The 13,225-nt window shown below is 34.5% G+C and carries 12 protein-coding genes and 1 pseudogene; 8 read left to right on the top strand and 5 right to left on the bottom strand.

Translation table 11 applies throughout. From position 1 onward, the window contains the following. Window positions 1–33: 33 nt before the first annotated feature. Genes AC1QSP_RS08965 through AC1QSP_RS08955 form a run of 3 tightly spaced genes read right to left on the bottom strand, consistent with a single transcriptional unit; the run spans window position 34 to window position 2,836 of the window. On the bottom strand, window positions 34–885 hold the full coding sequence (locus AC1QSP_RS08965; protein WP_484078400.1) for a prephenate dehydrogenase: 852 nt from the start codon (window positions 883–885) through the stop codon (window positions 34–36). After that, complete coding sequence (locus AC1QSP_RS08960; RefSeq protein ID WP_484078399.1) at window positions 882–2,018, bottom strand: pyridoxal phosphate-dependent aminotransferase; 1,137 nt, start codon at window positions 2,016–2,018, stop codon at window positions 882–884. Before AC1QSP_RS08960 ends, AC1QSP_RS08965 begins: the two co-directional genes overlap by 4 nt. Next, window positions 2,015–2,836 carry a prephenate dehydratase gene (locus AC1QSP_RS08955; protein ID WP_484078398.1) on the bottom strand — a complete coding sequence of 274 codons (822 nt, stop codon included), beginning with the start codon at window positions 2,834–2,836 and terminating at the stop codon, window positions 2,015–2,017. The genes AC1QSP_RS08960 and AC1QSP_RS08955 overlap by 4 nt, the downstream gene beginning before the upstream one ends. A 244-nt stretch (window positions 2,837–3,080) precedes the next feature. Between AC1QSP_RS08955 and AC1QSP_RS08950 the strand changes: the two genes are divergently transcribed. Next, window positions 3,081–3,776 carry an ABC transporter ATP-binding protein gene (locus AC1QSP_RS08950; protein WP_484078397.1) on the top strand — a complete coding sequence of 232 codons (696 nt, stop codon included), beginning with the start codon at window positions 3,081–3,083 and terminating at the stop codon, window positions 3,774–3,776. A 61-nt stretch (window positions 3,777–3,837) separates the two neighbouring features. On the opposite strand, the gene AC1QSP_RS08945 is transcribed toward AC1QSP_RS08950, so the two are convergent. After that, window positions 3,838–4,353, bottom strand: coding sequence for a thioredoxin family protein (locus AC1QSP_RS08945; protein WP_484078396.1), 516 nt, complete (start codon window positions 4,351–4,353; stop codon window positions 3,838–3,840). Between the two features lie 96 nt (window positions 4,354–4,449). Between AC1QSP_RS08945 and AC1QSP_RS08940 the strand changes: the two genes are divergently transcribed. The 4 genes and pseudogenes from AC1QSP_RS08940 to AC1QSP_RS08925 all read left to right on the top strand — a co-directional run bounded on the left by AC1QSP_RS08940 (window position 4,450) and on the right by AC1QSP_RS08925 (window position 6,936). Next, window positions 4,450–4,851 (top strand): hypothetical protein, encoded by a 402-nt coding sequence (locus AC1QSP_RS08940; RefSeq protein ID WP_322971627.1) that lies wholly within the window; start codon window positions 4,450–4,452, stop codon window positions 4,849–4,851. Between the two features lie 78 nt (window positions 4,852–4,929). Beyond that, window positions 4,930–6,021, top strand: coding sequence for a redox-regulated ATPase YchF (gene ychF / locus AC1QSP_RS08935; RefSeq protein ID WP_322971628.1), 1,092 nt, complete (start codon window positions 4,930–4,932; stop codon window positions 6,019–6,021). Window positions 6,022–6,219: 198 nt separating this feature from the next. After that, window positions 6,220–6,675 (top strand): annotated as a pseudogene (locus AC1QSP_RS08930) (choice-of-anchor J domain-containing protein); the annotation flags it as partial. 60 nt (window positions 6,676–6,735) lie between these two features. Next, window positions 6,736–6,936, top strand: a complete 201-nt coding sequence (locus AC1QSP_RS08925; protein WP_484080400.1) for a T9SS type A sorting domain-containing protein — start codon at window positions 6,736–6,738, stop codon at window positions 6,934–6,936. A 51-nt stretch (window positions 6,937–6,987) separates the two neighbouring features. Here the strand turns inward: AC1QSP_RS08925 and AC1QSP_RS08920 are convergent, their stop codons facing one another. Next, window positions 6,988–8,124, bottom strand: a complete 1,137-nt coding sequence (locus tag AC1QSP_RS08920) for a methionine aminotransferase (RefSeq protein WP_484078395.1) — start codon at window positions 8,122–8,124, stop codon at window positions 6,988–6,990. A gap of 123 nt (window positions 8,125–8,247) precedes the next feature. Between AC1QSP_RS08920 and AC1QSP_RS08915 the strand changes: the two genes are divergently transcribed. From AC1QSP_RS08915 to AC1QSP_RS08905, 3 genes are read left to right on the top strand one after another with little or no spacing between them, the layout of a single operon-like run. Next, window positions 8,248–10,104 carry a DNA topoisomerase IV subunit B gene (locus tag AC1QSP_RS08915; RefSeq protein ID WP_484078394.1) on the top strand — a complete coding sequence of 619 codons (1,857 nt, stop codon included), beginning with the start codon at window positions 8,248–8,250 and terminating at the stop codon, window positions 10,102–10,104. A gap of 52 nt (window positions 10,105–10,156) precedes the next feature. Then, window positions 10,157–10,657: a hypothetical protein gene (locus AC1QSP_RS08910; RefSeq protein WP_484078393.1), complete on the top strand. Its 501-nt coding sequence runs from the start codon at window positions 10,157–10,159 to the stop codon at window positions 10,655–10,657. A gap of 1 nt (window position 10,658) precedes the next feature. Continuing rightward, window positions 10,659–13,220 carry a DNA gyrase/topoisomerase IV subunit A gene (locus AC1QSP_RS08905; protein WP_484078392.1) on the top strand — a complete coding sequence of 854 codons (2,562 nt, stop codon included), beginning with the start codon at window positions 10,659–10,661 and terminating at the stop codon, window positions 13,218–13,220. Window positions 13,221–13,225: the final 5 nt, after the last annotated feature.

The raw sequence follows: 13,225 nt of genomic DNA, 5'->3' as shown, positions 1-13,225 counted from the left end.
TTGTTACAAATTTAAGGTATATAGATTTAGGTATTATGATTTATTTAAAATTCTTCTAATGTCGTTTGTGTTCGACAGGTATTCGTGGATAGTTGCTGCGTCGGCATCTTCTATCATCTTCTTCATTTTTTTAATTTGTTCTTCATAAGCATTAATGGCATTCAGCAAATTTTCTCGGTTTTGGATAAAAATTGGTGTCCACATTTCAGGTGAACTTTTCGCTAAACGAACGGTTGATTCAAATCCAGAACCTGCCATATCAAAAATGGCTTTTTCATTTTTCTCAATTTCTAATACCGTTTGCCCTAAAGCAAAAGAGGTGATGTGCGATAAATGAGAGACATAAGCAATGTGTTCGTCGTGAGCTTTAGAGGTCATCGTAATGACATTGGTCCAAAGGTTTTGATAAATTTTTCGAACCTTTTTTACGGCACTTAAAGCACTTTCTTCTGGATCACAGATAATGGAAACTTTGTTCATGAACAATTCCGGAAATGCTGCTTTTGGTCCCGAATTTTCTGTTCCGGCAATCGGATGGGTGGCGACATAATTCTTACGATTCGGATGAGTACGTACGATGGCTCCGATTCCAGCTTTAGTCGATCCCATGTCCATTACGATTGTGTCTTTTGGGATGTAATCTAAAATTTTAGGAAGCGTGGCTTGTATGGCATTAATCGGAATCGCTAAGACTACCAAATCACTGACTAAAACAGATTCTTTTAAATCGCCCAACGTGTCAACGATGTCTAATTCTAGTGCTTCGCGACAATGTTGCAAGTCAGCATCTACGCCAATAATCGTGTCTGCTAACCCCACTTTTTTTAAGGCTAGGGCAAAGGAACCTCCAATTAATCCTAAACCTACAATGGTTACTGTTTTCATAAGCGTTCCAAGACTTCATTTAATTTTTCAACTGACGCACACAATGAAAATCGGATGTAACCTTCTCCATTGCTACCGAAAATACTACCAGGAGTGATAAAGACTTTTTTATCGTACAAGATTTCATCAATAAATTCCTTATCATCAATCCCTTCAGGCAATTTGGCCCAAATAAACATTCCAACCGCATTCGTATCGTAGGTAACGTTAAGCTTTTCACAGATCTGATAAATCATTTCACGACGTTCAGCATACACTTTCGTTAAATGTTGATACCAATCTGCTGAAACTTCTAAAGCTTTAGCGGCAGCTTGTTGTATCGCATAGTTCATTCCCGAATCCATATTCGACTTTACTTTTAAAATCGATTGGATGAATTCTTCTTTTCCTAAAACCATTCCAACACGCCATCCCGCGATATTAAAAGTTTTGCTCAATGAGTTTAATTCAATTGCCACATCTTTAGCACCTTCAATGGATAAGATACTCGTTGGCTCATCATTTAAAATAAAACTATACGGATTATCATTCACAATTAAAAGCTGATGGCGTTTTGCAAATGCCACCAATTGTTCCAGAACTTCTCGTGAAGCCGTTGCACCAGTGGGCATATGCGGATAATTGATCCACATTATTTTGGGTTTTTGCTCCGCTAATTTTTCCAATTGTTCAAAATCAGGTAACCAATTATTCTCACCTTTTAAATCGTAAAATAATGGTTGGGCTTGTACCAATTCAGTTACCGACGTATAAGTTGGATAACCCGGATTTGGAATCAATACTTTATCTCCTTCATTCAAAAAAGCCATGGAAATGTGCATGATTCCTTCTTTGGATCCCATCAAGGGTAAAATCTCAGTAGTTGAATCCAATTTGACACCAAATTGTTGGTGATAAAACTGTGCCATTGCATTTCGCATAATCGGTAAGCCACGATAACTTTGATAGCCATTAACACCAGCTTGAGAGGCTGTGATTAATGTTTCAATCACTTCAGGTGCTGGTTGCAAATCAGGGCTACCAATCCCTAAAGAAATAATTGGAATTTCCGTTTGCATGTTCGCTATTTCCTGAAGTTTTTTCGAGAAATAGTATTCTTGAACACTTTGTAAACGTTGGGCTTCTGTGATCATTCTTTTCCTTTTTTGTATTCTCCTAAGATTTCTAAATCTGTTAATTTCTTCGCAATTTTGCCTAAAAGCGTGTAATATTGCTGCTTGACCTCGAATGTGATATCGATATGAAAGGAGTATTCCCAAGGTTTATCAATAATCGGAACTGATTGAATTTTATCCATATTAATTCCGCATTCGGCAATATGATTTAAGACCTCAACCAATGCTCCAGCTTTGTGATGAACGGAGAATCGCATTGATACTTTATTGAAATCTTCGTAATCGATGTGCTCACGTTCTAAGACAAAAAATCGTGTAAAGTTGTCTTGAAAGGTTTGGATGCTCGAGGCTAAAATATCCAACCCGTAAACTTCGGCTGCTTTACGAGAAGCAATCGCTGCAACGTAATCCAAGTTTTGATCGACAATATCTTTCGCTGTTAAAGCAGTATCCACATCGTTTACAATTTTCCAATCGGGATGTTTTTCCAAAAACTTATCGCATTGTAAAAGGGCCATTTGATGCGATCGTACTTCTTGAATATCCTCTAAAGTTTGACCTTTCTGAACCATGAGTTGATGCTGAATCGATAGATAAATTTCACCGACTACTTTTAATCCATATTTGGTAATTAAAGCATAGTTCGGAAGGATAGCTCCAGCAATCGTATTTTCAATGGCCATAACCGCCTTGTCCACTTTCCCTTTTGCTAAGGCTTTAGCCAATTGCTTGAATGTATCACATTCCATCAATTCGATTTCATCTCCTAAATAATTTGCAGCCGCTTCGTGGTGATACGACCCTTTGACTCCTTGAATAGCTACTTTTGTTTTCATTTCGATTTTAGGCAAAAAAAAAGCCCCGGCACGTGGCGGGACTTTCTTATCTTATTAATATATTCAATCAATTATGACAACGCAGTCCCTGCTCTTCTGAATACCATCCAAAAAAGTAAAAGAAAAACGCGTTAAAATAATTGAACATTGTCATTTCTTAATTTGTAAATTGTAAAACAAAGCTATTAAATAATTTTTTAAACGAACTTACGTTTTAATAATTTTATCAAAAATTTTTCGCTGGATGGGAATAATCATCAAAGATTTAACAAAAAAGTACGGTAATCAATTGGCACTGAATAAGGTGTCTTTTTCGATAGAACAAGGTGAAGTGGTCGGTTTATTGGGTCCGAATGGTGCTGGGAAGTCGACACTAATGAAGAGTATTACCAATGCAATTATTCCAGATAATGGAGAAATTTTAGTAAATAATTCTTCAGTTAACACAAATCCAATCGAAACCAAAAGTCAAATTGGATTCTTACAGGAAAATAATCCGTTGTACATGGATATGTACGTCAAAGAATTTTTGCAATTTGTCATGAACATTCGTGGCGAAAAAAAGCAAAGAGTAGACGAAGTGATCGAATTAGTTGGACTAACACCAGAGCAACATAAAAAGATTCATCAGCTATCGAAAGGATATAAACAACGTGTCGGGATTGCTCAAGCCATCTTATCAAAACCGCAGATTTTAATCTTAGACGAACCAACCAATGGATTGGATCCAAACCAAATTATTGAAATCAGAGAATTGATTCGTGAAATTGGTAAAGACACAACGATTATTCTTTCAACACACATTATGCAAGAAGTAGAAGCTTTATGTTCGCGTGTAATTTTATTAAATAAAGGTGAGATTGTAGCCGATCAACCAATTGAAGAATTCAAAGGACAATATCAAAATTTAGAAGAAGCGTTCCAAGCTTTAACAAAATAATTTATTCTATAATATATAGAAGTATAAAAAAAAGCCTTCAGAATACAGAAGGCTTTTTACATTATGCTTTCTTTTTTAAAATAAAGACTTCTTTTATTTTATCAATGTCTACTTTTTGATTTTTAGAAGTTGGTGCTAATGTTGAAATCAAATAATCGACTTCTTGCTCAGAAGATGGTCCACCTACATTTTCACCGTTGATCTTAGAGTCTTTTAAAACGTTTCCATTTTCATCCAAAATGACCCAATAGGGTAAACCTTGATTTTTTCCACCTAATTGTTCCACCAATTCAGTTCCGCCAGGAGTATTCAATGTTGCTTTTTCACCGCGTTCTTCTATCGTGATAAATGCTTTGACATAGTTTTGATCAAAATATGCTTTTACCAAAGGATCTTCCATATTTTTTTCCATCTTCTTGCACCATCCACACCAAGAAGCGTGAAAGATTAAAAAGACATTTTTATTTTCGACTTTGGCTTGATGATAAGCTTTATTCATGATCTCAGTTGCTGATTGTGCATTTGCAAAACTGGCAATGGTAATAAATAAACTGAATAAGATGGCTTTAATTTTCATAATCTCTATTAAATAAGTAGAGTAAATGTAACGATAAATTGTAAATCATCATAATTTTCAGAAAATAAGTATCTTGCATTTAGTTAACAATTTGATATGAAAAAGATTACAATTGGATTAATGGTGTTTGGATTATTTGGATGTGTCAATCATGCTAAAAATCTAAATGGTCAGTGGACTCAACTGTTTATGGGATTTGGAGAAAATACCACGGAAAAAAATTATATTTCAGATTCGGCTCAAATTCATCTTGAATTAAATACACCTTCAAAAATTATTTTTGATTATCAGGATGGGTTGGATATGGATAAGAGTGATTCCATTCTTTTTAAATATCCTCAACTTCATTTTAGAAAATTGAATTATAATCAAACAGTCAACCGTTATACGATGATTTATAATCCATCATGCGATTGTTTCGATGGGTATTTTATGAGCTTTAATGGCAACAAAATTTTGGTGCGGTGGGTGAGAAATAGAACAGATAGTAAACTTTAAAGGAAATCCTTATCTTTGCACAGATTTTATCAGAACATCATTCTGATTTATAAGTAATAATAAAAAGAATCATCATATATGAAATGTGGAATCGTTGGATTGCCAAACGTAGGTAAATCGACTTTATTTAACTGTTTATCGAATGCCAAAGCGCAATCGGCAAACTATCCTTTCTGTACAATTGAACCAAATGTAGGAACTGTTTCAGTTCCAGATCCTCGTTTATACAAGTTAGAAGAAATTGTAAATCCTGAGCGTGTTGTCCCAGCAGTTGTAGAAATTGTAGATATCGCAGGTTTAGTGAAAGGAGCAAGTAAAGGAGAAGGTTTAGGAAACCAATTCTTAGGAAATATCCGTGAGTGTAACGCGATTATCCACGTTTTACGTTGTTTCGAAAACGAAAACATTACACACGTTGATGGTTCGGTAGATCCAATTCGTGACAAAGAAACAATTGATATTGAATTACAGTTAAAAGATTTAGAAACTGTAACGAAACGTATTGAGAAATCAAAGAAAGCTGCAAAAGCGGGTAATAAAGAAGAGCAAAAAGTTGTTGAGGTTTTAACTGCTGTTACAGAACATTTAGAAAACTTAAAGAATGTTCGTGTAATGGAATTAGACGAAAAAGGACAAGAAATTGTTGATTCTTTACAGTTAATTACAGCGAAACCAGTTTTATACTTATGTAACGTAGACGAGTCTGATGCAAAAGACGGGAACGAATGGGTAGAGAAAGTAAAAGAATCTGTAAAAGATGAGAAAGCTGAAGTTTTAGTTTTAGCAGCACAAATCGAAGCAGATATCAATGAATTAGAAACTTTCGAAGAGCGCCAAATTTTCTTAGAAGAATTAGGGTTAACAGAACCAGGTGTAAACCGTTTAATTGTTTCTGCTTACAAATTATTAGACTTAGAAACTTACTTTACAGCAGGTGTTAAAGAAGTAAGAGCTTGGACAATTAAAAAAGGTTCTACAGGACCACAAGCTGCTGGTGTTATCCATACAGATTTCGAAAAAGGGTTTATCCGTGCGGAGGTAATTAAGTTTGAGGATTTCGTAACGTATGGATCGGAAGCAAAATGCCGTGAAGCGGGTAAATTAAACGTGGAAGGAAAAGCATATATCGTACAAGATGGTGATATTATGCACTTCTTATTTAATGTGTAAGAATTTACATTTATAACATATAAAATCTCAACCTTATGGGTTGGGATTTTTTTTTGTCTATATTTGAGCCAATTAACATTGAATTACATTAAAAAAACATATATGATTAAAAATTTATTCTTGCTTGGATCAATCTTAATCGGTTCATTCGCTTCTGCTCAAACGACAACTATTTTCGAATAAAATTTTGCCACAACCGAAACTCATAATCTTTGGACAATAGGAGATCTCGATGGGGATAATGATACTTGGGAATTAGTATCAGATGAAGATTCAGGAGAAGCTGAAGTACTATCTTTTGAAGGAGGATTTGCTTGGTCTTGGTCATGGTTCTATGCACCGATGACACCAGATAATACCTTAACCAGTCCAGTGATTTCATTACCTGATAATGGAACCTTAGACTTATCGTTTAAAGTTGCAGCGGCAGATGATGAAGAAGGGTTTTTCGAAGAACACTATGCCGTTTATGTTATACCAGCAGGAGCAGAGTTTACAGGAAATGAAACCCCTGTTTTCGAAGAAACATTGGACGCAGGATACGCTACAGAAGCTAAAGTTATCAATTTAGACATAACTGAATATGCAGGACAAGAGGTTCAAATTGTTTTTAGACATTATGATTGTGAAGATATTTTATTTATCGGGATTGATGATGTTAAAGTAGAATTTACTCCAAGTTTAAGCACAGCTGAGTTAAATAAAGAAAAAGCGGTGGTTTACCAAGATCAAAAAATCATTAAAATCCAAGGCTTTGAAAATGTGAATGAGGTAAGAGTTTTCGATTTGACAGGGAAAAAAGTAAGTCAAGTGAAAGCAGAAAGCGTTAATGTTTCTGCATTACCAAAAGGAGTATATATTGTCAATTTCTACAACGAAAAAGAAGTCGTTTCTCGAAAAGTAACAATTAAATAAAAATTGATTAAAAAACAAAAGCCACCCTTCGGAGTGGCTTTTGTTTTTATTTTATAATCGATTTAATCGTTCCAATGCAGCATCTAAAGTTTCTTCTTGTTTGGCAAAACAAAAACGAATGACATGTTCATTCAAGGCATCGTGATAAAATGCAGAAAATGGTATAGTTGCAACCTTATGATCAACGGTTAATTGTTGAGCAAATGATTTATCATCCAAGGGAGAATAATTTTTATACGACGCTGATACAAAATATGTACCTTCAGCTGGAATCATTTCAAATTTTGTAGTCGATAAACCTTTGACGAAATAATCTCTTTTTTGTTGAAAAAAATCATTCAATTCCAAATAATTATTTTCATCATCCAAATAATCTGCAATGGCATATTGAGAAGGAGTGTGTACACAAAAAACATTGAATTGGTGTACTTTTCGAAATTCTTTCATCAAGGCCGCTCCAGCTAATACATATCCTACTTTCCAACCGGTTACATGACATAATTTCCCGAAAGAAGCTGTAATAAAGGTACGTTCTTTTAGAGAAGGAATGCGAGCAAAACTCTGATGTTCTTTTCCGTCAAAAGTCATATGCTCATATACCTCGTCACTTATAATGTAACAATTTAGGTCTTTTAATATGGATTCGATTTGAATTAAATCGTCTGCGGTAAAAATTTTACCAGAGGGATTATTTGGATTATTAAAGATGACCAATTTGGTATTTGAAGTCACTTTTTGTTTCAAATCTTCAAAATCAATTTGATAATCGGGATATTTTAATTGAATGGGTTGAACTACTCCACCAAACATTTCAACAGCAGGTTTGTATAAATCATACGCAGGTTCGAAAATAATGACTTCATCTCCTTTCTCTATAATGGATGCGATTGCCGTAAAAATAGCTTGGCTTGCACCATTGGTAATTGTGATCTCTTGTTCAGGATGATAAATGGCATGATGAAAACGCTCTACTTTTTGAGCAATAAAATTTCTTAATTTTTCGACGCCAATCATTGGCGCGTATTGATTGTAATTTTGGTACGAATAATAATTCAAACTTTCGATCAAAGAAGAGTGAGGTTCAAAATCTGGAAAACCTTGTGCCAAGTTAATGGCTTGGTGCTGATTTGCCAGTTGGCTCATAACGGTAAATATAGTGGTCTCGAGATGAGGTAATTTCGAATTCATAACAGTTTTATTTATAGTGTGAAAGAGTTTGATTATTTTAATGAAAGAATAAAGTTACCAAAAAGAATTTAGTATTTTTTTAGTAAATTTGTAAATTACACAATTCTAATACGATAAACGCCAATGTCTGAAATAAATCAAGTCAATTATACGGAAGATAACATTAAAACCCTCGACTGGAGAGAGCATATTCGTATGCGTCCTGGTATGTATATCGGGAAGTTAGGGGATGGATCTTCTCAAGACGACGGAATTTATATCTTATTAAAAGAGATTATTGATAACTGTATTGATGAGTTTGTTATGGGCTCGGGAAAAACAGTAGAAATCAATCTTCGTGAAGATGAGGTTACGGTTAGAGATTATGGACGAGGAATTCCTTTAGGAAAAATGGTGGACGCAGTTTCGAAAATGAATACGGGAGGAAAATATGACTCCCAGGCATTTAAGAAATCTGTTGGTCTTAATGGGGTTGGTACCAAAGCTGTCAATGCATTATCAACATACTTCAGAGTACAATCGGTTCGTGACGGTAAGACACGAGTTGCCGAATTCTCGCAAGGTCAGTTAACGGCACAAGAGGAAGAAAAAGAAACTTCATTACGCAAAGGAACAAAGATTACATTTGTTCCGGACAGAAATATTTTCTTAAACTATAAATTCAGAAAAGAATACATCGTACGTATGTTGAAAAACTACGTATACTTGAATCCAGGATTAAAAATTATTTTTAATGGCGAGGAATTCTATTCGACTGAAGGTTTAAAAGATTTATTACGTGATAATATTGAAGACGAAACAATTTATGATATCATCCATTTACGTGGAGAAGATATTGAAATTGCTTTAACACACAGTTCAAAATCTTATTCTGAAACATACTATTCATTCGTGAATGGTCAGAATACCACACAAGGGGGTACGCACTTGGCCGCTTTTAAAGAGGCAATTGCCAAAACGGTTCGTGAATTTTACAATAAAAATTACGATCCTGCAGATGTACGTAAGTCGATCATTGGAGCCATTTCCATCAAAGTCATCGAGCCTGTCTTCGAATCTCAAACGAAAACAAAATTAGGATCCAATGAAATAGGTCCGGGGATGACGACAGTTCGTACATTCATCAATGATTTCGTAAAAACCAATTTAGATAACTATTTACATAAAAACCCTGAGGTTGCTCAAGCGTTAGAACGTAAAATTAAGCAATCCGAAACGGAACGTAAAGAATTATCAGGTATTCGAAAGTTAGCTCGTGAACGTGCTAAAAAAGTAAGTTTACACAATAAAAAGTTAAGGGATTGTCGTCAGCATTATAATGACCCTAAAGCTGCCCTACGTTTAGATACCACAATTTTTATCACCGAGGGAGATTCAGCTTCGGGTTCTATTACTAAAAGTAGAAGTCCAGAGACACAAGCGGTATTTAGCTTGCGTGGAAAACCATTAAATACGTATGGATTAACCAAGAAAATTGTGTACGAAAACGAAGAGTTTAACTTACTTCAGGCAGCATTAAATATCGAAAATGGATTGGAAGATTTACGATACAATAATGTCGTTATTGCTACCGATGCCGATGTTGATGGAATGCACATTCGTTTGTTGATGATTACATTCTTTTTACAATTCTTTCCAGAGTTGATCAAAGAAGGTCATCTATACATTTTACAAACTCCACTTTTTCGTGTAAGAAATAAAAAAGAAACAAGATACTGTTACACAGACGAAGAACGTATTGATGCTATTAATTCGCTAGGAAAGAATCCAGAAATTACCCGATTCAAAGGGTTAGGGGAGATTTCACCGGATGAATTTAAAAACTTTATTGGCAAAGATATTCGTTTGGAACCCGTGATGATCGGTAAAGACAGTTCAATTGAACAATTGTTAGAATTCTATATGGGAAAAAATACACCAACGAGACAAGAATTTATCATCAATAACCTTTCAATAGAAGCAGTATCCAACGAAATCTAACCCATTTCATGCTAAACCGTATGTTGAGTTTTCTAGCCACAAAATAACCTTTATGAAACTTAATAACAAAAAATCGAAAGTTATAGCACAAATCATTAATCTCGTTTTGGGATTATTATTTGTACTTGCATTACTTATGTTAAATAAAATAGTTCCAACGCCAACGTTTATGCGAGCGGAATATGTAATCGGAATTTTAATTGTTGCCTTTGGTTACATTGCAGTGAGAGGATGGCAGTACTACGAATTAGATACTTCTGGCGAAGGATTTACATTAAAGGTAAAACGTATTGATTGGTTTTCATTTTTAAGTATAAAAGAAAAACACATCGATTTACCCAAATATAAATTGCAGAATTACATTTATAATAAAGGTGTATTTAACGATGATTTGACGTTATTAATTAATAGTCGAAAAAGTAAAGGAAATACGATAAAAGTAAAGTTTAGACTTTCTTTATTATCAGATAATGATCGTGAGAAAATCATTATGGAATTAGAAAAAATAATTTCTTCAAATAATCAATTTCAAATAGATTCAAAAGTAGCATAATATGCAACAAGAACAGGAGAGTATCAAGAAAGTATCAGGGATGTACCAAGATTGGTTTCTTGATTATGCCTCTTATGTGATTTTAGAACGTGCCATTCCATCCATTTATGATGGGTTAAAACCAGTGCAACGAAGAATTTTACATTCGATGCGCGAGTTAGAAGATGGACGTTACAATAAAGTAGCCAATATTGTTGGTAATACAATGAAATATCACCCGCATGGGGATGCAGCCATTTCTGATGCTATAGTACAAATCGGTCAAAAGGATTTGTTAATCGATATGCAAGGAAACTGGGGGAACGTTTATACAGGCGATCGAGCTGCTGCTGCGCGTTATATCGAGGCACGTTTAACAAAGTTTGCCTTAGAAGTTGTATTTAATCCAAAAACAACGGATTGGCAACCATCTTATGATGGTCGTAATAAAGAACCAAAGGATTTACCGATTAAATTTCCACTTTTACTTGCACAAGGAGTAGAAGGGATTGCGGTAGGTTTATCCACAAAGATATTACCTCACAATTTTAATGAATTAATTGATGCTTCAATTGCTCATTTACGGGGTAAAAAGTTTCAGTTGTATCCTGATTTTTTAACAGGAGGTTTGATTGATATATCAGATTATAATGATGGCCTACGTGGAGGTAAAGTACGAGTACGTGCTAAAATTTCGCAAGAGGATAAAACATTATTAAAGATTACTGAGATTCCATACGGAACGACTACGGGCTCATTAATTGATTCGATTTTAAAAGCCAATGACAAAGGGAAAATTAAAATCAAAAAAATTGAAGATAATACTGCCGCTGAGGTCGAAATTTTAATTCATTTAGCGCCAGGAATTTCACCGGATAAAACAATCGATGCTTTATATGCTTTTACCGATTGCGAGATTTCAATTTCTCCTAATGCTTGTGTGATTCATGATCAAAAGCCTGAATTTTTAAATGTGACGGAAATTTTGAAATTCAATACCGACAATACTTTACAATTATTAAAACGTGAGTTGGAAATTGAATTGGATGAGTTACAAGAGCAATGGCATTTTTCATCTTTAGAAAGAATCTTTATCGAAAATCGTATCTATCATGATATTGAGCAAGAGGAAACGTGGGAAGGAGTGATCGAAGCAATTCGTAAAGGTCTTCAACCACATATTGCACATTTGGTACGTGAGGTAACAGAAGAAGATATCATTCGATTAACCGAAATTAAGATCAAACGAATTTCAAAATTTGATTTAGATAAAGCTCAGCAATACATCGAATCTTTAGAAGATAAGATTGCGAATGTTAAACATCACTTAGAGCATTTGGTGGATTTTGCGGTGGAATACTTTAAATCACTAAAAGCGAAATACGGAAAAGATAAACAACGCAGAACAGAGATACGTACCTTCGATACCATTGATGCTTCGAAAGTAGCAGTAGCGAATACACGTTTTTATGTGGATCGCTTTGAAGGATTTATTGGAACGTCTTTAAAGAAAGATGAATTTGTTTTCGAATGTTCTGATATTGATGATATTATCGTTTTTAAACAGGATGGATCGATGGTTGTAACCAAAGTGGATGTAAAAACATTTGTTGGTAAAGGCATTATTCATGTAGGCGTTTGGCGAAAAAATGATAAACGTACCATTTACAATTTAATTTATCGCGACGGTAAAAATGGGCCAGCTTATCAAAAACGATTTGCGGTAACGGGAATTACTCGTGATAAAGAATATGATTTAACCAATGGAACAAAAGGATCGGATATCCTTTATTTTTCAGCCAATCCCAATGGAGAGGCAGAAGTGGTTTCGGTTATTTTGAAAACGCATCAACGCATTAAAAAATTAAAATTTGATGTTGATTTTGCGGAGCTAGCTGTAAAAGGACGATCAAGTAAAGGAAATTTGGTAACGAAATATCCAATTAAGAAAATCGAACTGAAAGAAGAAGGTGTTTCAACATTAGCTCCAAGACAAATTTGGTACGATCCAACAGTTCGTCGATTAAATGCGGATGAACGAGGAGAATTATTAGGTTCGTTCAAAGGGGATGATAAGATTTTAACCATTAATTCAACGGGAGAAGCAAAATTGGTATCCTTTGATTTAGGAAATCGTTTTGATGATGAAATGATCATTATTGAAAAGTGGAAGCCAACTAAGCCTATTACATGTATTTATTATGATGCAACCAAAGACAAAAATTTTGTCAAGCGTTTTGTATTAGATGATACTGCAAGTACTCAAGTATTCTTCACTAATGAGGATGAAAAATCAGAAATTAAATTTATATCAACGGATTATTATCCAATGATTGAATTGGTTTTTGCTAAAATAAAAGGAGTAGAACGTGAACCAGAGGTGATAAATTTAGAAGAATTTATTGCTGTAAAAGGAATTAAAGCGCAAGGAAATCAGCTGACTGCTTACAAATTACGTCAAATTGTAACCTTAGATCCTTTGCCTTACGAAGAACCTGAAGAGGAAGAAGTAGAGGAGGATGAGGTGCAACCAACTTTATTTGATGCCGTTACTGAAGAAGAAACGACTAACGAGGAAGAATAAAATTA

This window comes from Faecalibacter sp., assembly GCF_057177045.1.
The sequence above is the reverse complement of the archived record's forward strand: the minus strand, read 5'-3'. Positions and strand labels throughout refer to the sequence as shown.

Bases quoted from the DNA above. Each gene is read 5' to 3' on its own strand.
- AC1QSP_RS08965 (WP_484078400.1), bottom strand. From the start codon at position 885: ATGAAAACAGTAACCATTGTAGGTTTAGGATTAATTGGAGGTTCCTTT.
- AC1QSP_RS08960 (WP_484078399.1), bottom strand. From the start codon at position 2,018: ATGATCACAGAAGCCCAACGTTTACAAAGTGTTCAAGAATACTATTTC.
- AC1QSP_RS08955 (WP_484078398.1), bottom strand. From the start codon at position 2,836: ATGAAAACAAAAGTAGCTATTCAAGGAGTCAAAGGGTCGTATCACCAC.
- AC1QSP_RS08950 (WP_484078397.1), top strand. From the start codon at position 3,081: ATGGGAATAATCATCAAAGATTTAACAAAAAAGTACGGTAATCAATTG.
- AC1QSP_RS08945 (WP_484078396.1), bottom strand. From the start codon at position 4,353: ATGAAAATTAAAGCCATCTTATTCAGTTTATTTATTACCATTGCCAGT.
- AC1QSP_RS08940 (WP_322971627.1), top strand. From the start codon at position 4,450: ATGAAAAAGATTACAATTGGATTAATGGTGTTTGGATTATTTGGATGT.
- ychF (WP_322971628.1), top strand. From the start codon at position 4,930: ATGAAATGTGGAATCGTTGGATTGCCAAACGTAGGTAAATCGACTTTA.
- AC1QSP_RS08920 (WP_484078395.1), bottom strand. From the start codon at position 8,124: ATGAATTCGAAATTACCTCATCTCGAGACCACTATATTTACCGTTATG.
- AC1QSP_RS08915 (WP_484078394.1), top strand. From the start codon at position 8,248: ATGTCTGAAATAAATCAAGTCAATTATACGGAAGATAACATTAAAACC.
- AC1QSP_RS08910 (WP_484078393.1), top strand. From the start codon at position 10,157: ATGAAACTTAATAACAAAAAATCGAAAGTTATAGCACAAATCATTAAT.
- AC1QSP_RS08905 (WP_484078392.1), top strand. From the start codon at position 10,659: ATGCAACAAGAACAGGAGAGTATCAAGAAAGTATCAGGGATGTACCAA.